General features: G+C 63.8%; 26 protein-coding genes. 10 read left to right on the top strand and 16 right to left on the bottom strand.

Annotation, left to right across the window (positions count from 1 at the left end):
* Window positions 1-221: 221 nt before the first annotated feature.
* Window positions 222-968, bottom strand: coding sequence for a TetR/AcrR family transcriptional regulator (locus tag ACVIN2_RS01650; RefSeq protein WP_456764236.1), 747 nt, complete (start codon window positions 966-968; stop codon window positions 222-224).
* 134 nt (window positions 969-1,102) lie between these two features.
* Window positions 1,103-2,287: a patatin-like phospholipase family protein gene (locus tag ACVIN2_RS01655; RefSeq protein WP_456764237.1), complete on the bottom strand. Its 1,185-nt coding sequence runs from the start codon at window positions 2,285-2,287 to the stop codon at window positions 1,103-1,105.
* A 227-nt stretch (window positions 2,288-2,514) separates the two neighbouring features.
* Between ACVIN2_RS01655 and tgt the strand changes: the two genes are divergently transcribed.
* A complete protein-coding gene (gene tgt / locus ACVIN2_RS01660; protein WP_456764238.1) occupies window positions 2,515-3,663 on the top strand; it encodes a tRNA guanosine(34) transglycosylase Tgt in 1,149 nt (382 codons plus the stop codon).
* Window position 3,664: 1 nt separating this feature from the next.
* Here tgt and ACVIN2_RS01665 read toward each other — a convergent pair whose 3' ends face one another.
* Complete coding sequence (locus ACVIN2_RS01665; RefSeq protein WP_456764239.1) at window positions 3,665-3,883, bottom strand: hypothetical protein; 219 nt, start codon at window positions 3,881-3,883, stop codon at window positions 3,665-3,667.
* Between the two features lie 223 nt (window positions 3,884-4,106).
* Between ACVIN2_RS01665 and cysK the strand changes: the two genes are divergently transcribed.
* A complete protein-coding gene (cysK, locus tag ACVIN2_RS01670; RefSeq protein WP_456764240.1) occupies window positions 4,107-5,084 on the top strand; it encodes a cysteine synthase A in 978 nt (325 codons plus the stop codon).
* Between the two features lie 3 nt (window positions 5,085-5,087).
* Window positions 5,088-5,330 (top strand): BrnA antitoxin family protein, encoded by a 243-nt coding sequence (locus tag ACVIN2_RS01675; protein ID WP_007610629.1) that lies wholly within the window; start codon window positions 5,088-5,090, stop codon window positions 5,328-5,330.
* A 75-nt stretch (window positions 5,331-5,405) separates the two neighbouring features.
* Here ACVIN2_RS01675 and ACVIN2_RS01680 read toward each other — a convergent pair whose 3' ends face one another.
* Both ACVIN2_RS01680 and ACVIN2_RS01685 read right to left on the bottom strand, forming a co-directional pair.
* Window positions 5,406-6,836 carry a caspase family protein gene (locus ACVIN2_RS01680; protein WP_456764241.1) on the bottom strand — a complete coding sequence of 477 codons (1,431 nt, stop codon included), beginning with the start codon at window positions 6,834-6,836 and terminating at the stop codon, window positions 5,406-5,408.
* A gap of 204 nt (window positions 6,837-7,040) precedes the next feature.
* Window positions 7,041-7,916 carry a DMT family transporter gene (locus ACVIN2_RS01685; protein WP_456764242.1) on the bottom strand — a complete coding sequence of 292 codons (876 nt, stop codon included), beginning with the start codon at window positions 7,914-7,916 and terminating at the stop codon, window positions 7,041-7,043.
* Between the two features lie 151 nt (window positions 7,917-8,067).
* Here ACVIN2_RS01685 and ACVIN2_RS01690 point away from each other — a divergent pair, with 151 nt between their 5' ends.
* A complete protein-coding gene (locus tag ACVIN2_RS01690; protein ID WP_456764243.1) occupies window positions 8,068-8,466 on the top strand; it encodes a RidA family protein in 399 nt (132 codons plus the stop codon).
* Between the two features lie 52 nt (window positions 8,467-8,518).
* On the opposite strand, the gene ACVIN2_RS01695 is transcribed toward ACVIN2_RS01690, so the two are convergent.
* The 3 genes from ACVIN2_RS01695 to ACVIN2_RS01705 all read right to left on the bottom strand — a co-directional run bounded on the left by ACVIN2_RS01695 (window position 8,519) and on the right by ACVIN2_RS01705 (window position 10,153).
* A complete protein-coding gene (locus tag ACVIN2_RS01695) occupies window positions 8,519-9,064 on the bottom strand; it encodes a hypothetical protein (protein WP_456764244.1) in 546 nt (181 codons plus the stop codon).
* Window positions 9,009-9,353 carry a hypothetical protein gene (locus tag ACVIN2_RS01700; protein ID WP_456764245.1) on the bottom strand — a complete coding sequence of 115 codons (345 nt, stop codon included), beginning with the start codon at window positions 9,351-9,353 and terminating at the stop codon, window positions 9,009-9,011. Before ACVIN2_RS01700 ends, ACVIN2_RS01695 begins: the two co-directional genes overlap by 56 nt.
* 212 nt (window positions 9,354-9,565) lie before the next feature.
* A complete protein-coding gene (locus tag ACVIN2_RS01705; RefSeq protein WP_456764246.1) occupies window positions 9,566-10,153 on the bottom strand; it encodes a formyltransferase family protein in 588 nt (195 codons plus the stop codon).
* Window positions 10,154-10,341: 188 nt separating this feature from the next.
* Here ACVIN2_RS01705 and ACVIN2_RS01710 point away from each other — a divergent pair, with 188 nt between their 5' ends.
* Together ACVIN2_RS01710 and ACVIN2_RS01715 are read left to right on the top strand one after the other, a co-directional pair.
* A complete protein-coding gene (locus tag ACVIN2_RS01710; RefSeq protein ID WP_456764247.1) occupies window positions 10,342-10,629 on the top strand; it encodes a hypothetical protein in 288 nt (95 codons plus the stop codon).
* Window positions 10,630-10,923: 294 nt separating this feature from the next.
* Complete coding sequence (locus ACVIN2_RS01715; protein WP_456764248.1) at window positions 10,924-11,160, top strand: hypothetical protein; 237 nt, start codon at window positions 10,924-10,926, stop codon at window positions 11,158-11,160.
* A 3-nt stretch (window positions 11,161-11,163) separates the two neighbouring features.
* Here the strand turns inward: ACVIN2_RS01715 and ACVIN2_RS01720 are convergent, their stop codons facing one another.
* The 3 genes from ACVIN2_RS01720 to ACVIN2_RS01730 form a co-directional block, all read right to left on the bottom strand.
* Window positions 11,164-11,466: a hypothetical protein gene (locus ACVIN2_RS01720; protein WP_456764249.1), complete on the bottom strand. Its 303-nt coding sequence runs from the start codon at window positions 11,464-11,466 to the stop codon at window positions 11,164-11,166.
* 92 nt (window positions 11,467-11,558) lie between these two features.
* Window positions 11,559-13,607, bottom strand: a complete 2,049-nt coding sequence (locus tag ACVIN2_RS01725; protein ID WP_456764250.1) for an acetoacetate--CoA ligase — start codon at window positions 13,605-13,607, stop codon at window positions 11,559-11,561.
* 118 nt (window positions 13,608-13,725) lie between these two features.
* Window positions 13,726-13,953 carry a hypothetical protein gene (locus tag ACVIN2_RS01730; protein ID WP_456764251.1) on the bottom strand — a complete coding sequence of 76 codons (228 nt, stop codon included), beginning with the start codon at window positions 13,951-13,953 and terminating at the stop codon, window positions 13,726-13,728.
* A gap of 224 nt (window positions 13,954-14,177) precedes the next feature.
* Here ACVIN2_RS01730 and ACVIN2_RS01735 point away from each other — a divergent pair, with 224 nt between their 5' ends.
* Together ACVIN2_RS01735 and ACVIN2_RS01740 are read left to right on the top strand one after the other, a co-directional pair.
* The gene (locus tag ACVIN2_RS01735) at window positions 14,178-15,287 is read left to right on the top strand and encodes an AI-2E family transporter (RefSeq protein WP_456764252.1); all 1,110 of its coding nucleotides are present in this window, start codon (window positions 14,178-14,180) and stop codon (window positions 15,285-15,287) included.
* Window positions 15,288-15,419: 132 nt separating this feature from the next.
* Complete coding sequence (locus ACVIN2_RS01740) at window positions 15,420-15,806, top strand: NUDIX hydrolase (RefSeq protein WP_179950106.1); 387 nt, start codon at window positions 15,420-15,422, stop codon at window positions 15,804-15,806.
* Between the two features lies 1 nt (window position 15,807).
* Here the strand turns inward: ACVIN2_RS01740 and ACVIN2_RS01745 are convergent, their stop codons facing one another.
* From ACVIN2_RS01745 to ACVIN2_RS01755, 3 genes are all read right to left on the bottom strand, one after another.
* Window positions 15,808-16,098, bottom strand: coding sequence for a hypothetical protein (locus ACVIN2_RS01745; protein WP_456764253.1), 291 nt, complete (start codon window positions 16,096-16,098; stop codon window positions 15,808-15,810).
* A gap of 105 nt (window positions 16,099-16,203) precedes the next feature.
* Entirely contained in the window at window positions 16,204-16,443 is a 240-nt protein-coding gene (locus ACVIN2_RS01750) for a hypothetical protein (RefSeq protein WP_456764254.1), read from the bottom strand.
* Between the two features lie 156 nt (window positions 16,444-16,599).
* Window positions 16,600-16,842: a hypothetical protein gene (locus tag ACVIN2_RS01755; RefSeq protein WP_007590794.1), complete on the bottom strand. Its 243-nt coding sequence runs from the start codon at window positions 16,840-16,842 to the stop codon at window positions 16,600-16,602.
* A 121-nt stretch (window positions 16,843-16,963) separates the two neighbouring features.
* Between ACVIN2_RS01755 and ACVIN2_RS01760 the strand changes: the two genes are divergently transcribed.
* Window positions 16,964-17,134, top strand: coding sequence for a hypothetical protein (locus tag ACVIN2_RS01760; protein WP_456764255.1), 171 nt, complete (start codon window positions 16,964-16,966; stop codon window positions 17,132-17,134).
* A 29-nt stretch (window positions 17,135-17,163) separates the two neighbouring features.
* On the opposite strand, the gene ACVIN2_RS01765 is transcribed toward ACVIN2_RS01760, so the two are convergent.
* On the bottom strand, window positions 17,164-17,334 hold the full coding sequence (locus ACVIN2_RS01765; protein ID WP_007590796.1) for a hypothetical protein: 171 nt from the start codon (window positions 17,332-17,334) through the stop codon (window positions 17,164-17,166).
* Window positions 17,335-17,799: 465 nt separating this feature from the next.
* On the opposite strand from ACVIN2_RS01765, the gene ACVIN2_RS01770 reads away from it, so the two are divergent.
* Window positions 17,800-18,462 (top strand): hypothetical protein, encoded by a 663-nt coding sequence (locus ACVIN2_RS01770; RefSeq protein WP_456764256.1) that lies wholly within the window; start codon window positions 17,800-17,802, stop codon window positions 18,460-18,462.
* 206 nt (window positions 18,463-18,668) lie between these two features.
* Here the strand turns inward: ACVIN2_RS01770 and ACVIN2_RS01775 are convergent, their stop codons facing one another.
* On the bottom strand, window positions 18,669-19,028 hold the full coding sequence (locus ACVIN2_RS01775) for a hypothetical protein (protein WP_456764257.1): 360 nt from the start codon (window positions 19,026-19,028) through the stop codon (window positions 18,669-18,671).
* Between the last annotated feature and the right edge of the window lie 49 nt (window positions 19,029-19,077).

Here is a 19,077-nt window from a genome sequence, read left to right on the forward strand (position 1 = left end):
CGGATGATCGTAAAGAATTTGCGGCCGACCTTGGGCATCGGTCGGCCGCTGAGCGTCGTGACGGTGGTACCGCCGCGGCGATCGAGGCGGTGCGGACCTCTTTGGGGCTGGTGAAAAAGCGACCCGCATCGCCCTATAATTAAACCATACCGTATCGTTTTGTTTCGGTCAACGGCGTGGGCGTGCGATCCCTCTGGAAAGATCGCAATCTCACGGAATTGTCAGCGGGATGGGCGCCGCCGCCGCGTGGTCTTGGCAGCGTCATGGAGGCGGTCCGGGGGGCCTAGCGCTCCGGCCAGGAACAGCTTGATCGTAACCCGCATGCGCTTTTCGGCGTCTTTCAGCTCGAGCGTCGTTCCGAACGTCGCCATGCGGTGGGTGTGCCCCACGACGACGTCGAGAAACACCTCGGCTGCGATCGTGGTGTCTTCCATATCGAGCTCGCCTTGCGCCACCAGATGGTCGAAGAAGCGTGCCGTGGTGGCGACGGCCTTGAGCCAGCCTTCCTCCTTGCCGAGCTTGGCGATCTCGGGGAAGTTGATGGCTTGCGACGTCATCATGCGGCTGAAGGCGACGGCATCGGGACCGCAGGTGAATGTCAGCATCTCGCGCCCGATCTCGACCAGCCGCTGTTCGACCGAGATATCCGAGGCGCTGCCGAGCTGCGTCTCGGCGGCCGCGGATAGCGGTGCAAGCCATCGCGCGATCTCGCGCCGCAGCACGGCGGCGAACAATCCGCGCTTGTCGCCGTAACGGGCATAGACGGTGGGCTTGCTCACGCGCGCGGCTTCCGCGACCGCATCGAGCGAAGTCGCGTCAAAGCCGCGATCCAGGAACAGGCGGGTGGCGACCTCGATCAGCCGCTGATCGCGCTCGATCGCGGCGCTTTTCGTCGGCCGGCCGCCGCGCGATTTCGGCACCTCGCGCCGCTGAGCTGCCGGTCTTGTCTTGGTCGCAGTCAATCCCATGCCCAATGATTCCTGCGCGGTCGTGACATCAGTCATTGCTCTATAACGCGCAGCAACAGGTGCGTCATGGCTAATCTGGCCGAATGGGCCGCATCGTCAACCGTCTCGGCACGGCCCTGTTCCTCAGCGAGCGCTTACGGAAGCGTGGAAGTCCAGGCCTGGCCAGAAGCCGCCTTCTCATATCCGTACTGATACAGCGCCCGCATATAGGCGGTGTCGAACCCTTCCGAGGGGGCGGCCGGATAGTCGCGCGCGATGTAGGAGAGATGGAAGCCCAGACGGTTGCGCCTGGCAAAATCATAGGTCGAGAAGATGATCGAGCGGGTCTGCGACTGGGTGATCGACGACAGGCTGCGTGAGGCAACGTCGATGGTGCTGTTGGAGACGAGCTCGAAATTGCGTTCGATCTTCTTGTTGACGAGGATGTAGATGTCCAGCTTCGCAGGGCCGGGAAGGCGACTGCCCTGGAAAAGCAGGGCTTCCGGCAGTGTCAGCACCGGGGCCGTCACGCCGCCGTCGACATGCATCTCCTGAAACCTGCGGCCCTCGCCTTCGGCGTCGATCATGATCGGCGGAAACACCAGCGGGATGCTGGCGGAGGCCGCCATCACGTCGCGAAACAGCTTGAGCGCCTCGGGCGTGCCGACCGCGGCGATCCTGCCCATGTCCCAGATCGCGGTGCGCTGGGTGTCGAGATCGGTCGTCACCACCAGCAGCCTTCGGCCCTTGGCGTTTTCACGCGCGACCTGCGCCATGATCTCCGGCCCGACATAGCGAGCGACGAGCTCGCGCAGCCGCGTGTTGCCGAACAGGCCGGATCCGAACAGCACGCGCATGATGCTGGGATCGCTCAACAGGCTCTCCGCGACACCGCTGGTGTAGACCTCCTTCAGCGTGTCGTCATATCGCGAGCCGAGAAACGCAAAGGGCGCAATCAGGCCGCCGGTGCTCACGCCCGAGACGACCGAGAAGGTGGGGCGGGTTCTGGCCGCGGTCCAGCCGTTCAGCACGCCGACGCCGTAGGCGCCATCGGCGCCGCCGCCTGACAGCGCCAGGTAGGACTTGGTCGCGGTGCTGGTGTCCTTCTCGAAGCTGAATTTCGTGATGGGTTCGTCGGCGTAGCGCCGGAGCCCGTCGATATCGAGCACGCGCGATGTGCTGGCTTCGGCGGCCGTATAGGGTGTGCGGGGCAGGGACGTGCAGGCGCTAAGCGCAAGGCTACACGTCAGGACCAGCAATCCGAACAGGCGGGCGCCGGTCTGCCTTGCCCAGCCATGCGAACGGCCGGACGTGTCAGTCGAATTTAAAGGGAAGGGCATTGTCGGTGGCTGGCGATCACGCATCTACCGCCGCCGGCAACATCGCCGCGGCATCTCGTCCAGCCCCAAGGTAAAACTACACTGTGTCGTTTTGTTTAACAAGCGCCGCCGGCGCACAATGCCGTGTCCCCGATATCGGTGTCGTTGTCCCAGTCTGATGCATAAGCCGACCGAAGCATCGCCTGAGCGGGTTGATCGGCCTGCTCCGACACGCAATAAGCACCGTCATGAATCGTCCTGACACCGGTCTGCCCAATCATTTCGAACTGCTCGCCACCGATGGCGCCGCGCGCACCGGGCGCCTGACCACCCCGCACGGCGTGGTGCGCACGCCCGCCTTCATGCCGGTCGGCACCGCCGGCGCCATGAAGGGGATGCACTGGCGCGAGGTGCGTGAGGCCGGCGCCGACATCGTGCTCGGCAACACCTATCATCTGATGCTGCGTCCCGGCGCCGAGCGGATCGCGGCACTTGGCGGCCTGCAGACATTCACCGGCTGGAACGGGCCGATGCTGACGGATTCCGGCGGCTTCCAGGTGATGTCGCTGGCGGATTTGCGCAAGGTCAGCGAGCAGGCCGTGACGTTCCGTTCGCATATCGACGGCGCCAAGGTCGAGCTGTCGCCGGAGCGCTCGATCGAAGTGCAGCGTTTGCTCGGATCCGACATCGCCATGCAGATGGACGAATGCGTGCGGCTGCCCGCCGAGCGCGCCGACATCGACCGCGCAATGCAATTGTCGCTGCGCTGGGCCGAGCGAAGCAAGCGCGCCTTCGAGAGCGCGCCCGATGGCTACATGCTGTTCGGCATCGTGCAGGGCGGCGACATACCCCAGCTTCGCCATGCCAGCGCGCAAGGCCTCGTCGAGATCGGTTTCCATGGTTATGCGATCGGCGGCCTTGCCGTCGGTGAGCCGCAGGCGGTGATGCTGGCGATGATCGACGAGACAGCGCCGCTGCTGCCAAGAGAGCGGCCGCGTTATCTGATGGGCGTCGGCACGCCCGACGACATCCTCGAGGCCGTCAAGCGCGGCATCGACATGTTCGATTGCGTGATGCCCACCCGCAATGGCCGGCATGGCGTTGCCTTCACACGCTTCGGCCAGGTCAATTTGCGCAACGCCCGCCACGCCGACGATCCGCGTCCGCTCGACGAAGAGAGCACCTGGCCGTCGGCGCGCACCTACGCGCGCGCCTATTTGCACCACCTCGTCAAGGCGGGCGAGACGCTGGGCGCGATGCTGCTGTCCGAGATCAATATCGCGTACTACCAGTTCCTGATGCAGGGCATCAGGGACGCGGTCGCACAGGGCACGTTCGAGGAGTTCTATCGGCGCACGCGCGAGGACTGGGCGAGGGGCGACATCGCCCCGCGCTAGGTCAATTGCAGAGGAAACGCTGCTTGACGGAGTGCTTGGTCACGAAGCCGTAGCCGCAATTGTCGCAGGTCCAGAGATAGCTGATCACGTGTTCCGACAGATACGCAGAACCTTCGGCGGCGACCATGGAGTCGGCGCAGACGGGACAGGTCGGCAACTCACTGCAACGCGGAGCGCGGTTCGGTGCGACGGTCGACAACACTTCAGCGACTGCTGACATCGTGGTGACCTCCCAGCTTTGAGACCTAAGTCTAACATAAGCAGAATCAGTTGACGAGGTCGCAACACAAATGCGTTGGTTTTCTGATAATTGCAGCTCACGCGATTTTGCGATGCAGCGTATTTAACATGTGCCGCAATCTCGCTTGCGTGTCGCCGCAGGCTGTCTCTAACTGCGCAAGAGCTGCAACAGAAGCGCAAATCGTCGCCACAGGGAGTTGATCATGGACGCGTCGTCCACCACGGGTGCAGCGCACCAACCCGGCCGCGGCCGGATCTATGACTCGATCGTCGATGCTTTTGGCGACACGCCGATCGTGCGCTTGCGCCGGCTTCCTGGCATGCACGGCGTGAACGCGACCATTTTGGCAAAGCTTGAATATTTCAATCCCGCCGCAAGCGTGAAGGATCGCATCGGCGCGGCCATGATCATCGCCATGGAGAAGGCCGGCATCGTCAAGCCCGACACCGTGCTGATCGAACCAACCTCCGGCAATACCGGCATCGCGCTGGCCTTCGTCGCCGCGTCGCGCGGCTATCGGCTCAAGCTGGTCATGCCGGAGTCGATGTCGATCGAACGCCGCAAGATGCTGGCCTTTCTCGGCGCGGAGCTGGTGCTGACACCGGCCGCGCAAGGCATGAAGGGCGCGATCGCGACGGCCGAAGAGCTGTTGAAGACGACGCCGAATTCGGTGATGCCGCAGCAGTTCAAGAATCTCGCCAATCCCGAGGTGCACCGCCGCACCACCGCGGAGGAGATCTGGAACGACACCGGCGGCAACGTCGACTTCTTCGTCGCCGGCGTCGGCACCGGCGGCACCATCACCGGCGTCGGCCAGGTGCTGAAGCCGCGCAAGCCCTCGCTGCGCGTCGTCGCGGTCGAGCCGGAGGAGAGTCCGGTGCTGTCGGGCGGCCAGCATACGCCGCACAAGATCCAGGGCATCGGTGCGGGCTTCGTGCCTGACATCCTCGATCGCTCGGTGATCGACGAGATCGTGAAGATCAACTCGACGACGGCGATTGAGACCTCGCGGGCGCTGGCGCGGCATGAGGGCATTCCGGGCGGCATCTCCTCGGGTGCCGCGATCGCCGCGGCCTTCGAGATCGGCAAGCGGCCGGAAGCTGCGGGAAAGACCATCCTGGCTATAGTGCCGTCCTTCTCCGAGCGGTATCTTTCGACGGCTCTGTTTGAGGGAATCTAGGACATGGCGGATCAACCACCGAGGCGGCCGCGGACGTTGGGCGACGCCAGGACGGAGGCCGAGGCGGCGTTCAAGAAGGTGACGGCGAAGGTCGCCGCAGCGCCGCCAAAGCAGAACGTGGCGCCGGGGGTCAAGGAGCAGGTCACGCTGCGGATTGACCAGGACGTGCTGGAGCATTTCCAATCCGGCGGGCCGGGCTGGCAGGACCGCATCAACGAGGCGCTGCGGAAGGCCGCGGGAAAGTAGGCACCAAAGGCTGAGGGACTCGCAACGAAAAAGCCCGGCGCGAGCCGGGCTTTTGTATTTGCGATTGGCCTCGCCTCAGCGGCGGAACATGCCGCCCATCATGCCGCCGACGACACCGCCGACGAAGGCTGCTCCGGCAGGATCGCCGCCGCCGCTGCGATGAGGAGCGGGTGCGGGCGCGCTGCCGGCGGCGGGGGCCGCGGCCCGGCGGGCTGCCTTCTGGCTGTTGTCGCTCGCGGTCGGCGGGGCGGCCACGATCTCCGAAAGCAAAGCCTTGTGCTGGAGCTTGTTCAGATAACCTGACGCGGGATAGCCGCGCGCCGCCTGCCAACGCTTGAGCACCGACCGGGTCTCGTCGCCGAACACGCCTGTTTGTTTGTTGTCGAAGCCGAGCCCGCCCAGGCGACGCTGAACGTCGCGGCGTTGGTTCTTGTCGAGGCCGATCTGATCCTCGGTAAGCTGGGTGGCCTCTTCGGTGAAGGTCGCGGGATCGACGCCAGCGGTGAGGGTACGCGTCGCAGTCGAGGGGCCGCTCTTGATGGCCGCGAGGCGTGCCAGCGCGAGCGCCTTGAACTGGCCGTTGGGGTAGGCGGAGAGGTAGGCGTTGAGCTCTTCCGATTTGTTGCTCTCCTTGACCGAGCGCCAATATTCGAGCTCGACACCGTCCGAATTGCCGCCTGTTGCCGCGGGCACGACGCCAGCAGCCGTCGGTGCCGCATTGGCGACCTGGGTCGTCGGAGCCTGGTTGAGATAGACCGCGCCGATCAGATTGGTGTGGCCCCAGGGCAGCTGACCCTTGTGGGTCTCCTCGTTGACCTGAGCGCGGACCGACGTCATCGCCTGCTGGATCTCGATGCCAGGTTTGGTGATGTTGTCGATCAGCGCACGGGTGAACGGGCTGTTGTTGCCCTCCTGGCCATCGAGCGCGGTCTGGCCCGGGCCGGTGGCGAACGCGATCAGCGTGCCTTCGCCGGATTTCATCTCGGCAAGACCGCTCTGCACGTTGACGCTGCGCGTCGCGGAGTTCGACTTGATCTTGGCGGCGAACGGATTGTCGCGGCAGGCGTCAAGGAAGACCAGCTTGACCTTGGCGTCGCCCATGGTCTGCTCGAGCGTCAGATCGATGTTGATGGCGGCACCGAGCTTGACGTCCATCTCCGACTTGATGTCGGCGTCGACAGGCAGAAGATAGTTGGAGCCGCCGACCGCGATGCCGTGACCGGCATAATAGAACACTGCGACATCGGAGCCTTGCGCCTTGCGGCCGAAGTCCAGCAGCTTCTCCGTCATCTGGTCGCGCGAGAGGTTCGAACCTTCGATCACCTCGAAGCCGACATTGCGCAGCGTTGCCGCCATCGCCTTGGCGTCGATCGGCGGGTTCGGCAATTGTGCGACGTTCTTGTAGGTGCCGTTGCCGACGACGAAAGCAACACGGCGGTCGGCCTTCGCGGCACTGACCGACAGTACCATGCACATCAGCGACGCGAGGAGGGTGAGAGTGCGCATCTGGAATCCCCAACAGAATCGAAATTGCAGGCAGCAACAGATTGGCAACGAACTTACATGAAGTGCCCGCCTTAACGCCACCAAAACGGCAGTTCGTCGCGTTCAACCCGCTGCTGTGTGGCAGAATGTGCACGATGGAATACCCTTCCAACGTGATCTAAATCACACGGCCACTTGGTTTTGTCGCACGAAGCGGCGCGAGGTTCAGCGTGCGCGGGCGGGAACCGGCGAAGCCGGCTTCAAGTTCAGGAGATTGCCGCAGAGGATCAGCGCCGCGCCGAGCACGGTCCAGGAGTCGAGCCGCTCGGAATAGAGCAGCCAGCCGACGGTGGCCGTGAGCGGAACCCGCAGAAAGTCCATCGGCACCACGATGGTCGCATCCGCGTACCGGAGCGCGCTGGCGAGGCAATAGTGCGAGAATGTGCCGCAGACCCCGATAACGAACAGCCAACCCCACAGAGAGGCTGACGGCCAGGTCCAGACATAGAGCGTCGGGAGCAGACCCACGACCATCTGCACGACGATCATCCAGAACAGGATCGACAATGCGCTCTCGGTCCGGGTCAGTGATTTCGCCAATATCATGGAGATGCTGAAGCCGATCGCGGCTCCCAGCGCGATCAGCTGGCCCGGATTGATCTCGCCGGTGGCGGGCCGCACGATCATGACCACGCCGACGATACCGAGCACGATCGCGGCGATCTTCCAGACAGTCATGCGTTCGGAAAGGAATGTTGCGGCCAGCAGTGCCGTCCAGATCGGCATGGTGAATTCGATCGCGACGACCTGGCCGATCCCGATCAGCGTCAGTGCGTAGAACCAGCCGAGCTGTGCGAAATAATGCACTCCATTGCGCGCGAGGTGCTGGGGCAGGCGCTTGGTCGCGACCGCCTTGAAGCCACCGGACTGGTAGATGATCGGCAGCAGAAGCGCGAACCCGATCACCGAGCGCACTTCCATGATCTCGAAGACGTTAAGCTCGCGCGTGGTCTCGCGCCCGGCGACCGCCATGACCAACATCAGCGACAGCCAGCCCGCCATCCACAGGGCAGCCATCGTCTTGGACGGTGTGGTGTTCATCGGCACAAGTGTGGGAGGCGAGGGTTCTGAGGGAGGGCCGGTATCGGCGACATCGTCGCCGTTTGCAACGGCCAAATCTGCCGGTACAGCGATGCGGGGCGGCGTGCTAAGGCATCAGTGAACAACGAGAACAATCGGGAGATCTTCGCGCATGGACATCTTGCAGCCGGCCGAGTGGAAAAAACCGCGCGGCTTTTCCCATGGCGTCGCGGTCGAGGGGCCGGGCCGCTGGGTGGTGCTGGCCGGCCAGACCGGCGGCGACGAGACCGGCGATTACGCGCCTGACATGGCAGCGCAGGTCGGGACCGCGCTGAAGCGGATCATCAAGCTCCTGGGCGAGGCCGGCGCCGGCCCCGAGCACATCGTCCGCCTGACCTGGTACCTGACCAGCCGCAGCGAATATGAGGCCGCCGGGGCCGGCATCGGCGCGGCCTGGAAGGAAACGCTGGGGCGCAATTTCCCGCCCTCGACCTTGCTCTACATCGGCGGTCTGGTGGACGACCGGGCCAAGGTCGAGATCGAGGTCACGGCGTTCGTGCCGGGCACATAAAAAATCGACCCGGCGAGATCGCCGGGTCGATTGTCAATCTACTCGTACCGGTTTAGCGCGACAGCGAGATGTTGGCGCCGCGGAACTGGCTGTCGGCGCGCATCGTGACGTTCTGCTTGTTGCCGGACGTCTTCAGCGAGATGTTGGCGTTGAAGCCGGCGGTGGAGGCGAGCAGCTCATAGTTTCCGCCGGCGCCACGACCCGAAAGGGCGCCGCTGATATTGCGGCTGGCCTCGGACCAGCTGCCCGCGATGGCGCTGCCTTCGGCCTTGACGTTGGCGCCGAGGTTGAACTTGTAGGCGTCGCTGGCGCAGGTCAGAGACAACTCCATGGTCGGTCCGATCGGAGCGTATTTGGCCCGGCAGCGGATCCGCTCGGTCGAGCCGTCATCCAGGGTGACCGTGCCTGAGCCGCTCCAGCTGCCTGCGAGCGCGGCGAACGGGCCGGACTGGGCCTTGCTCTCGGAGTTGGCTATTCCGGCCGCAAACATAACGGTGGCCGCGATCAGCAGCCGCCGGCCCAGACCGCTCGTCACGATTTTTCTATTGGCGCGATGCTTCCCACCGCCCGCTGCACGGTATGCCTGCAGATGCTCCATTCCACTTCCCCGATCCGGCGTTGCCGCTGAGTTGACCGTTGGCATATGCACCATTGATCGAAACTTTCACAAGTCCCCCGCTGCCGATGGTGCCGGAAACGTTAGCGCCGGGCGCGGTGATCTTGCCGTCGGCAACCGTCAGCAAGGAGCTTGCGGTCGGCTCGCAGGAACCGCTCTTGGTGACGATGGTGACCTGCCAGTTGCCGTCATAGGGAGTCTGGGCGAAAGCGGGCGCGGCGAGGGTGATAACTGAAGCGGCACAGAACGCCGCAATGCGAGCAAAACGCATAAAATCCGTCCTTGAATTTGTCTGATATGCTGACCCTTATTCGGGCCAAATGTGACGGAAATTTGGTGCGGTGCCAAATCGAAAATTGTTCCTGTGGGAACAATGGTTTATTTGGGTTTCCGGCTGCAATTTTCGAAGCAGAATCAACGCCCCTTCACGTTAAGGGTAAACGTCGGGACAGCGACTCAGGAAAGGGGCTTAGGAAAGGGGCCTCAGGAAAGGCTTGGCGCCGAGGTCGCGAACTGCTCGTCCTGAGTCTTGGACGGCAGCGCCTTGTGGACCTTGGCGTAATCAATCACGTCGGCCAGCAATTTGAGCCCGAGCGGGGCCAGCGCGCGCTCCCACAGCTCCCGCGCCGTCTCGCCCTTCTTGACGAAGCACCACTCCTGGGCCGCGATGGCGCCGGCGTCCATGCGGTCGGCGAGGTGGTAGATCGTGCCGCCGGCGATCGGATCGCCTTCCTTGATGGTCCATTCCACGGCCGCCTTGCCGCGGTGACGCGGCAGCAGCGAGGGATGATAGCCGATCCCGCCCAGCTTCGCGGCCTCGAGCGCGTCCTTGCCGATCCGGGCGTGGCTGTGCGCGGTGACGATCAGATCGGTGTCGGGGGCGATCTCGGAGGCCACCACCAGCTTGGGATTGGCTTGGACCACGACGTCGATGCCCGCCCCCTTGGCTGTCGCGGCGAGACGATCCTCGGGGTCAGCCACCACGACCCGCACGATCGAGACACCGTGCTCCCGGAGCATGTTCAGGGTGGTCACGCCGAAATGGCGGGAGCCGACGAGGGTAATGCGCATGGGTGTCCGATCCGTCTCGCAACTGCGTCATCTCCCGATAACACGTCCGGACGTCCTGTCACCACCCGCACCGCGTTTGCGCCGGTTATCAACAATGCACCGAGCAAGCTGCGCAATGAATTCCGCGATTGCGGCGTCGGCCGGTCCGGTGCTTCCATGCGCGCATGGCATCGGCTCGGAGCGAACGCATGCGAAGCGCGTGGTTTGTCCTTCTCGCGGCCCTGGTCGCAACCCCTCCGGCGCGCGCCGGAGGACAGCCCTATCCGGTGGTTCCGCCTGAGGTTGGTGTGGCGCCCTTCATCGGCCCGACCTGGGACACTTATCGCTGCGCGGAAGGGCCGGTCATCAATTTCTATCACGGCGCCTATTACGGCCAGGAGCCGCCGGCACTCTATCGGGGCTACGCATACCGGCCGCATTACCGCTACAGCGCCTACCGCAGGCTGCCGCGGAAATATTTCTGCGTTTTGGATTAGGTTCCTGTGTTTCGTTCTTAACAGAGAGATCCAGGATTTGGCGTTAGAAGGTGGACCCACCGGGGCTGGCGACATTTCAACCCGCATCCGTTTTCGAACCCGGATTTGGCCGCTGGCGGAATCGCCAGCGGCTTTTTCATGCACGGCCATCACGAAATCATCTGACGGTAACATGATCTCAACCAGCTTGGCGTATCGACGAATCCGTCGCGGATTTGTATTGCGTACCGCGACACCGAGATTGTCCCGCCGGCGTGGGTGCGCCGTGCGGGCTTTTTCGCCGGGACCTATTTCATGCCGAGCGCGATTGAGCAGATCGTCGACGTCTATGTCCGGCTGAAGAACCGGCGCGGCCTCGACGAACTGATGATGCACAGACAGCGGCTTGCGGTCGATCTGAAGAGCAGGTCCGGCTACGACTTCAGCCTGCCGATCGGCCAGATCGACGAGGAGATCGCGATCATCGAAGCCGGCCTCAGCCGGCTCAAGTCAGACGATATCGCTGCGACGGACAATAGCCGGCCAGTTTGACCCTCAGTCGCGCCGGCCGCCGTCGATGACGGTGAACAACGGCCGTGCCTGGGTCGGCTCGACCAGCAATTCCTCCACCAGCGCGGTCGCCGCATCGACATATTTGCGCGTCGGCTTGTCGAGGGGGCGGGTGGCCTCGTCGTCGAGCGCGACCTTTGCGGCCTCGACCAGCTTGCGCATTCGCGCCGCGTGGTCATCGCCCGCCGTCAGCGTCGCGCGGGCCAGCGAGCGCAGCACGAACAGCTCGCCCTCGAGGCGGAGCAGACGGTCGTTGAGCTTGGTGAGGACGGCGTTCAGGTCGGCCATGGCGCGCGTTCGTTTTCGGAAGATCCATCCTGCTCTAGCGGCGATCGGTGAACGGAGTCCAAACGGCATCGGCGCAATTGGGGCGATCTCCCTCAAGTCTCGCTCCGCGCCAGATAGTCGCGTGCAAAGGCAAGGTACCAGTCGAGGCAGGCGGGATTGGCCATCGCCTCCCGGTTGATGACCTTCTCGACGGGCTGGCCGAGCAGCAGCTTCTTGATCGGCAGCTCCTGCTTCTTGCCCGAGAGCGTGCGCGGAATCTCGGCGACCGCAAAAATCTCGTTGGGCAGGAAACGGCGGGAGAGGCCGGCCTCGATCGCCTTGTTGATCCTCGCCTGCATTGCGCCGTCGAAGGCGACGCCTTCGCGCAGCACCACGAACAACGGCATGTAGCTGTCACGGCCGAGATATTCGAGATCGACGACGAGGGAATCCAGCACCTCCGGCAAGGCCTCGATCGCGGAGTAGAGTTCGCTGGTGCCCATGCGCAGGCCATGCCGGTTGATGGTGGCATCGCTGCGGCCATAGATGATGCAGGAGCCGTCGGGATCGACCTTGAGCCAATCGCCATGCCGCCACACCGGCCCGCGGCCGCTGCCGTCGAAATTGTCCGGATAGGTCTCGAAATAGCTCGCGCGATAGCGCGCATCGCCCTTGTCGTTCCAGAAATAGAGCGGCATCGACGGCATCGGCTCGGTGCAGACGAGCTCGCCGACCTCGCCGATGACGGCGCGGCCCTGTTCGTCGAAGGCTTCCACGGCGGCGCCCAGCAGACGGCACTGCATCGCGCCCGGCGTCTGCGGCAGTTCGCGATTTCCCCCAATGAAGGCGCCGGCGAAATCGGTGCCGCCGGAGATATTAGCCCACCAGATATCGGCCTGCGCCTTGCTGCCGTTGGTCTTCGAAAGCGCCGCGAAGCGGTCGTTGAACCAGGCTTGCGTGTCGGCGCTCAGCGGAGAGCCGGTCGAGCCGAGACATCGAAGCTGTGAGAGATCACCGGCGGCGGTGAGGTCGATCTCGGCCTTGGCGCAGTTGGCGAAGAACGCGGCGCCCGCACCGAAGAAGGTCGCTTTCGACTGCGCGACGAAGCGCCACAGCGTGGTCCAGTCCGGCTTGTCCCTGGCGCCGCCGGGGCTGCCGTCGAAGATGCAGCAGGTGGTGCCGCTGAGCAGGCCGCCCACCTGGCTGTTCCACATGATCCAGCCGGTCGAAGAGTACCAGTGATAGCGCTCGCCGAACGAGTTCTCGTGGTAGGAGCAGCCGAGATCGTTATGCAATCCCAGCAGCGCCAGCACCACGATGACGATGCCGCCATGGCCGTGCACGATCGGCTTCGGCAGGCCGGTGGTGCCGCTGGAATAGACGATCCAGAGCGGATGATCGAACGGCAGCCACGCTGGCTCGAACGCGTCGATCGCGGCGCCCGTTGTTGCGGTAATGTCGGAGAGCAGGGCGTCCGCCGCTGCGGGCGCGGGGGCTTCGCTGTGCAGGATGACGTGCTCGACGGTCGGCAGCGATCGCCGCAGCTCGGCGAGGACGTCTTTGCGATCGTGCCGGCGTCCGGCATAGGTGACGGCGTCGCAGGCGATCAGCACTTTCGGTTCGATCTGCTTGAAGCGGTCGATCACGGCGGGCGCGGCCATATCGGGCGCGCACACGCTCCAGATCGCGCCGATGCTGGCGCTCGCCAGGAATGCGATGATGGTCTCGGGGATGTTGGGCAGATAGGCCGCGACGCGGTCGCCGGGCTTGATGCCTTTTTCTTTCAGATGCAGCGCGAGGGCAGCCGCCTTGCGCCGCAGCTCCGGCCAGCTCGTCTCGCAAAGCCTGCCGTCCTCGCCGCAGCTGACGATCGCGGGCAGGCCGGCGGCGTCAGCCGCATCCACATGGCGGAACACTTGGCGTGCATAGTTGACCTGGGCGCCGGGAAACCAGACCGCGCCGGGCATCTTGCGCTCGGTGATCACGGCCGCAAACGGCGTTGGCGATTGCAGATCGTAATAGTCCCAGATGCTGCGCCAGAACCCGTCGAGATCGCGCACCGACCATTGCCGCATCTCCTCGTAGCTGGCGAAGGTAAGGCCGCGCTGTTCGGCGAGCCAGGTGCGGTAAAGGGCGATCTGGGGAACGAAGGGTGAGGTCATTGCGTGTCGGCTTCAGTTGCGGGGCGCGGATGTTAACCGGTGCCGCAGAGGAGCAGAAGCCGCAGTTCGGGCAGGCAGCGTTGACGGGAGTAGCTGGTCTGGGTCCGCTGGAAGCAGTCTACCATCCGGCTCCGGCCCAGCGCCTTCCGAACACGGGCGGCTTGGTCTTCACCGCTTCCCAGCCGAAGAAATGATGCTTGCCGGACCAGGTGTGCACCACGCCGCTGCAGATGCTGCATTTGAAGCTGCCAGAATGCGCTTCGGCGTGCTCCTCCCTTGTCGCGGTGTAGTTCATGCTGCAACCCGGGCAGGTGAATTCTTCGATCGTCCAGATGGTATTGGCCATTGCACCGAAACTGGTTTGGGGGACCTCGATGGAAGCCTAGGTGCGCGCCTTTGCAACGGCGTAAACCGGTCGGCCGAAATCCGGTTAATCACCGTTAGCCAAGTCGTCGGCGACAGAGCCCGCTCCGGGCTCGGATCCGCCTCGTCTTGACGCCGGGTGCGCGGCTGGCAATAACGCTGGGCCGCGCAAGTGCCGGCACCCGCGTCAATGCCGCAAGGAAAGCCGTGCCCGTGAAAAGTCTGCGTCAGCTCCTGACGGGCGAGGACATCATCCAGCTCGTGATCCGCGTCGGCCTGCTCGGCCTGCTGATCATCTGGACCTTCCTGATCATCCGCCCCTTCGTGCCGATCCTTGCCTGGAGCGGCGTGCTCGCGGTCGCGTTCTACCCGGCCTTCAGCTGGGTCGCCAAGATCCTGGGCGGCCGGCCCAAGACCGCAGCGGCGATCCTGACCCTGATCACGCTCGGCATCGTCATCGGTCCTGCGACCTGGCTCGGCATCAGCGCAGTGGACGGCGTGCGCGAACTGGCGCACCAGCTCGGCACCGGCGACCTCGCGCTTCAGTCGGCGCCGGAGCAGCTGAAGTCGTGGCCGGTCGTTGGCCCCTGGCTATTCGATCTATGGGAGCAGGCCTACAACAACATCCGCGCGGTGCTGCGCGAGGTGGCGCCGTATCTCCAGCCGCTGGCGGGACCGTTGCTTGGGCTCGCGGGTGACGCCGGCGTCGGCACGCTCCAGTTCCTGGTCTCGGTGTTCGTGGCCGGCTTCCTGTTTCCGCACGGACCGAGGCTGGTTGCGGCCGGCCGCGGTTTCCTGTTTCGCATCGTGCCCGAACAGAGTGAGCATTTCCTCGGGCTCGCAGGCGCGACCATCCGCGCCGTGGCGCAAGGCGTGATCGGCGTCGCGATCGTGCAGGCATTGCTCGCCGGCATCGGCTTCAAGCTTGCGGCGGTGCCGAGCGCAGGCCTGCTCGCCTTCATCGTGCTGCTGCTCTCGATCGTGCAGATCGGTGCCTTCCTGGTGCTGCTGCCGGTGATCATCTGGATCTGGACCGCCAAGGACGTCACCACCGCGCTGCTGCTCACCGTGTTTCTCGTCGTCGTCGGCTTCCTCGACACCATGTTGAAGCCGCTGGTGATGGGGCGTGGCCTGACCACGCCGACCATCGTCATCTTCGTCGGCGTGATCGGCGGCACGCTCGCCCACGGCATCGTCGGCCTGTTCATCGGCCCGATCATCCTGTCGGTGGCCTGGGAGATGATGATGGCCTGGATCAGGACGGAGGACCGGGCAGAGGCGGGGTCGAGGGCGGGGACAGCGACGGGCGAGGGCTGATCCGGCCCGCTCGATCGGCGGGATCGGCCTGCCGGGTTCGATCAGACCTGACGGCCTTAAGGTCCACGGAACTTGTCTATCCGACTAGACAAGTTACCATGGGCTCGATTCTGGTTTTCGATTACGGCGGACATGGCGAAGTCTTCCAAACTGGTTGCCGCCAAGCGCGGCAAGGTCTTGTTGGTCAGACGCCGGTCGGACGGCCTGTGGATGTTCCCGGGCGGCCGCAAGCGCGCGCGCGAGTCCGACAAGGACTGCCTGCGGCGGGAGATCAAGGAAGAGCTGCCCAAGCTGAAGCTCGGCCGGATCAGCCTCTGGAAGGAAGTGACGACCAGGAACAAGCGCTCCGGCCGCAAGATGAGCGACGCGATCTTCATCGCCAAGGGCGCCAAGGGCAGGCTCGCGATCGGCGACAAGAACGAGATCGACCGCGCCGTCTGGCAGAAGCCGCGCGGCATCCGCCTGACGCCGACCTCGCGCTATATCCGCGACCGCCTGTTTCCGCGGAAGCGCGGGTGAGCTAGTCCTCGCCGTCCTCCGACGAGAGCTGTATCCGTCCGGTGTGGGCCCGCGAAAAATTGGCGCGCGTTTGCGGCGCGGACATCCTGGCCATTTCGGTTTCGCGCTGCTCCTTGCGAACCTTGCGCGCGCGCTTCATGGCCTGCTTGACCTGAGGGTTCGGCGAATCCTCCGCGAAGAACAGCACCACCTCGCAGCTCGGACATTGCCTGGAATAGCCGTCCTGCAACCGTCCCGCGCGGTCGCGGAACACGGTCTTGCAGCGCGTGCACTGAATCTGGACGAAACTCATGCGCGGTCGATCGACAATGACTGATGGAAATGGATCATCAGGTGATCCCAAATGTCTGAAGAAAGCCTGAACGCGTCGGCGAGTTCAAGCCGCTCCATCAGCCGCCTATTGCTTGACCGCTATCGTGTCCAGGCAATGGTTGAGATAGACGGTGCGATCCCTCGGCAGCACCTTCTCGAGATCAGCCTTCAGCGCGCATTCGCGCTGCCGCATCTGCTCGGCCCGCCGCTTCTCGGCCGCCTCGCGATATTCGGGAGCGACCTTGTTGGGATCGACGAGGGCCTGCGAGCGGGCGGGAGCCGTCACGGCGAGCGCAAGGGCGGTGATGATAATGAACTGTTTCAAATGAGCCTCCGTAAAAGGCTCATTCTAGCGCTCGGGCGGCGAGGGCTCAAACGGCAAATTCGCCGAGACACCCGGCAGCGCAGCCTGTCTGCGCAGGGACGCCGGCACCTGATGGAGTTGACTTCAACTACCTGAAGTTGGGACGAGGGGAGGCCGTCACTTCGGGACGTGGTCGATCTTGTGGCCGAGATGCCCGGTGTCGTGATCGCGACGCAACTGGCTCAGCGATGTCTCGTTCAGCTGGTGCAAGACCTCGCTGAGTTCAGTCGTATCCGGATAACCGGCGGCAAAACCCTTGCCGTAGATCTTGCGCAACGTACCGACCAGCGTATTGCCGTGCTTCTTGCTGATCGCGCCATCCTTGTCGCGGTGGCGATGATCCAGGCCCGTGTCCTTCATGGCTTTCTCCCTGAGTGGCGTCTGCGCGCCTGGAGAGAGCGTGCTCCCAAACGAGTTGATTGGCAACGGCACGGCGCGCGGCTGTTGAGCCTCGTCAAGGTGTGGAAAGATCGAAGGATGTGTGAAGCAGTTCACAAGCGATGGTCGGGATCGCTGCTACGAAAGCCTCATTGCTTCACCAATTGATATTTTGAAAACGCCCCAGCGCTCCACCAGGCGCTGGGGTTTTCACGTCGATCACCGCAACGGCCAGAGCGCGCGGCGCGCGATCGGTCGGGTGCTTTCCGAATGATGCCGAAGATTGATGCCGAAGGCCGGCGACTACGCGGCTTGCTCCTCGAACGAGGTGTAGACCTGGCCACCTGGACCAATCACCTGAACGCCCCAGCACCCGTCAGCGATAAGCTCCTTGGCCTTCTTGAGGGCGGCGGTGAGTGACAGCCGCTTGAGGCTGACGATTCCTGCCGTGTCGAAACCGCTGATTTCAAACATGCCGCTCCTCCCTGTTTTGTCGAATCCTACACTTTTTGAGCGGGTTGTCTCGCGGCTTTTGGGACAGGGATACCAAAACCGCGAAAACAACCCCATGCACAGTAGCTAAGTCCTGCTGGCGCAACGCTTTCTTTTTGGCACACGGCGGTCTTGCATCCGGGGAGACGCCGGTTGACTCGTCGGGCAAAACAGGGGTAGTTTGCCAAATTCGGAAAATCCGCTTCGGACCGCGGCGACCTCCCGGGATCGGGAGGAGCTCTCGCACCGGCCTGCGTGTCATGTCTGTCGCACGCCCCCGTAGTCGGCCGGGGTGGCGGGGCGTGCGGCAGGCCGCGGCCGCTAACGTGGAATTAAGCTGAAAAGCCCACAATTTTAGACAGTTGTAGATGGGTGCTGCGTAAGGGAGCCGTCGCGAGGACGTTCCGGCGACGGCTTCCTGTTGCTCGCTCATTTGGGGTCAATGCCATGACCACGACTTTCGAAACGCAAGGCCTTGTCGAACAGCTCGACCCTGCAGCACTTGCTGCGGCCATCGCGGCCGACGAACCCGCAAGCTTGGACGCTCCAGAACCGATCAAGCGCTCCAGCCGCACGTCGGTCATGGCGCTGTCGGTGTGTGCGCTGGCCATCAACGGCGCGGCGGCGATCTACACATGGCCGTCCGGCCTGCCATCGCTGAACCTGAGCAGCCTGGCTGATCTGCTACCGCGGCAAGAGGCTTCAGTGCCAAAGCCGGATCCGGTTGTCGCTGCCTTGAAGGATATTCAGTCGACCCAGCAGCAACACACGGCTTCGCTGCAGGAGAGCAACCAGGCTTTGCAGCAAAACGCGGCTGTGCTGCAGGCGGATTCGATGGTGCTGCTTTCGCTGCGACAGAGCATCACGGACGAACGCGTCGATGTGAAGAAGGTATCCTCGCAGCTGTCCACTCTGATTGCGAAGATCGACTCGCTGCAAAATGCCATGATGTCGGACGTCACGTCTTCCGTTCGAAGAGCGCATGCGCGCTACGGACTGTCCGCAGCGATACGCAAGCGGCTCGCCCGGCAGTCGAAATCTGTAGGTCCCGTTTCAGTTGGAGGAGCGCCGCTGAGCGTGCCTGCTACAGTTTCGGCCCCGGAGAGCTGAAGCTAGGGTCAGGCAAGTCATCTGGGACCAAGTGATCTGGGACCAAGTGATCTGGGACCATGTCCGCGCTCACTTGGCGGGCTCACGCGAGCAGGGCTTTTGCCCGACTTGGAATTGCGGAACGCTGGTGACAGTGCAGTCCAGCACCGTCACCGGCGGATCCTAAGAAGCGATGACCAGGGGCCCGCCAGTTACCTGAGGGCCTTTCAATAGTAACGGCGCCGTGGACGGCGCTCGTAATAATCATCGCCGTAATAGCCTTGCCGGCCCTGTTGAAACTGCGGCGGAACCGTTCCGTTCGGGTAGCACTGGCCGTCGCGGGTATCGATATCGGCACCGTGTCCGCAAGGAACGGGATAGTGGCCATAACCTCTGCTGCCACCATAGTACTGCCTTGCGGCCTGTTCTTGCGGCGGCAAGTAGCCGTTGGGGTAGCACATGCCGTCGCGGGCGCCGACGTCCCAGCCGTTGCCGCACGGCGGTGGGTGTACAGGGACACGGTGTTGAACCTGATGAACCTCACCGAGCTGGAGAGCCAGCAAGGTTGCGACGACTGCACCGATCATCGGATCTTCTCCCAATCGCAATATGCCTACGACTGAGCGGCTGAATGAT

This window comes from Bradyrhizobium sp. USDA 3650 (genome assembly GCF_054057395.1).

Excerpts from the sequence above, each read along its gene's own strand:
- ACVIN2_RS01705 (WP_456764246.1), bottom strand. The coding sequence starts at position 10,153 with ATGCGCATTACCCTCGTCGGCTCCCGCCATTTCGGCGTGACCACCCTG.
- ACVIN2_RS01715 (WP_456764248.1), top strand. The coding sequence starts at position 10,924 with ATGCCGAGCGCGATTGAGCAGATCGTCGACGTCTATGTCCGGCTGAAG.
- ACVIN2_RS01700 (WP_456764245.1), bottom strand. The coding sequence starts at position 9,353 with ATGCGTTTTGCTCGCATTGCGGCGTTCTGTGCCGCTTCAGTTATCACC.
- ACVIN2_RS01730 (WP_456764251.1), bottom strand. The coding sequence starts at position 13,953 with ATGGCCAATACCATCTGGACGATCGAAGAATTCACCTGCCCGGGTTGC.
- cysK (WP_456764240.1), top strand. The coding sequence starts at position 4,107 with ATGGACGCGTCGTCCACCACGGGTGCAGCGCACCAACCCGGCCGCGGC.
- ACVIN2_RS01690 (WP_456764243.1), top strand. The coding sequence starts at position 8,068 with ATGGACATCTTGCAGCCGGCCGAGTGGAAAAAACCGCGCGGCTTTTCC.
- ACVIN2_RS01685 (WP_456764242.1), bottom strand. The coding sequence starts at position 7,916 with ATGAACACCACACCGTCCAAGACGATGGCTGCCCTGTGGATGGCGGGC.
- ACVIN2_RS01665 (WP_456764239.1), bottom strand. The coding sequence starts at position 3,883 with ATGTCAGCAGTCGCTGAAGTGTTGTCGACCGTCGCACCGAACCGCGCT.
- ACVIN2_RS01770 (WP_456764256.1), top strand. The coding sequence starts at position 17,800 with ATGACCACGACTTTCGAAACGCAAGGCCTTGTCGAACAGCTCGACCCT.
- ACVIN2_RS01695 (WP_456764244.1), bottom strand. The coding sequence starts at position 9,064 with ATGGAGCATCTGCAGGCATACCGTGCAGCGGGCGGTGGGAAGCATCGC.
- ACVIN2_RS01775 (WP_456764257.1), bottom strand. The coding sequence starts at position 19,028 with ATGATCGGTGCAGTCGTCGCAACCTTGCTGGCTCTCCAGCTCGGTGAG.
- ACVIN2_RS01710 (WP_456764247.1), top strand. The coding sequence starts at position 10,342 with ATGCGAAGCGCGTGGTTTGTCCTTCTCGCGGCCCTGGTCGCAACCCCT.
- ACVIN2_RS01675 (WP_007610629.1), top strand. The coding sequence starts at position 5,088 with ATGGCGGATCAACCACCGAGGCGGCCGCGGACGTTGGGCGACGCCAGG.
- tgt (WP_456764238.1), top strand. The coding sequence starts at position 2,515 with ATGAATCGTCCTGACACCGGTCTGCCCAATCATTTCGAACTGCTCGCC.
- ACVIN2_RS01755 (WP_007590794.1), bottom strand. The coding sequence starts at position 16,842 with ATGAAGGACACGGGCCTGGATCATCGCCACCGCGACAAGGATGGCGCG.
- ACVIN2_RS01650 (WP_456764236.1), bottom strand. The coding sequence starts at position 968 with ATGGGATTGACTGCGACCAAGACAAGACCGGCAGCTCAGCGGCGCGAG.
- ACVIN2_RS01725 (WP_456764250.1), bottom strand. The coding sequence starts at position 13,607 with ATGACCTCACCCTTCGTTCCCCAGATCGCCCTTTACCGCACCTGGCTC.
- ACVIN2_RS01765 (WP_007590796.1), bottom strand. The coding sequence starts at position 17,334 with ATGTTTGAAATCAGCGGTTTCGACACGGCAGGAATCGTCAGCCTCAAG.
- ACVIN2_RS01745 (WP_456764253.1), bottom strand. The coding sequence starts at position 16,098 with ATGAGTTTCGTCCAGATTCAGTGCACGCGCTGCAAGACCGTGTTCCGC.
- ACVIN2_RS01655 (WP_456764237.1), bottom strand. The coding sequence starts at position 2,287 with ATGCCCTTCCCTTTAAATTCGACTGACACGTCCGGCCGTTCGCATGGC.
- ACVIN2_RS01740 (WP_179950106.1), top strand. The coding sequence starts at position 15,420 with ATGGCGAAGTCTTCCAAACTGGTTGCCGCCAAGCGCGGCAAGGTCTTG.
- ACVIN2_RS01680 (WP_456764241.1), bottom strand. The coding sequence starts at position 6,836 with ATGCGCACTCTCACCCTCCTCGCGTCGCTGATGTGCATGGTACTGTCG.
- ACVIN2_RS01720 (WP_456764249.1), bottom strand. The coding sequence starts at position 11,466 with ATGGCCGACCTGAACGCCGTCCTCACCAAGCTCAACGACCGTCTGCTC.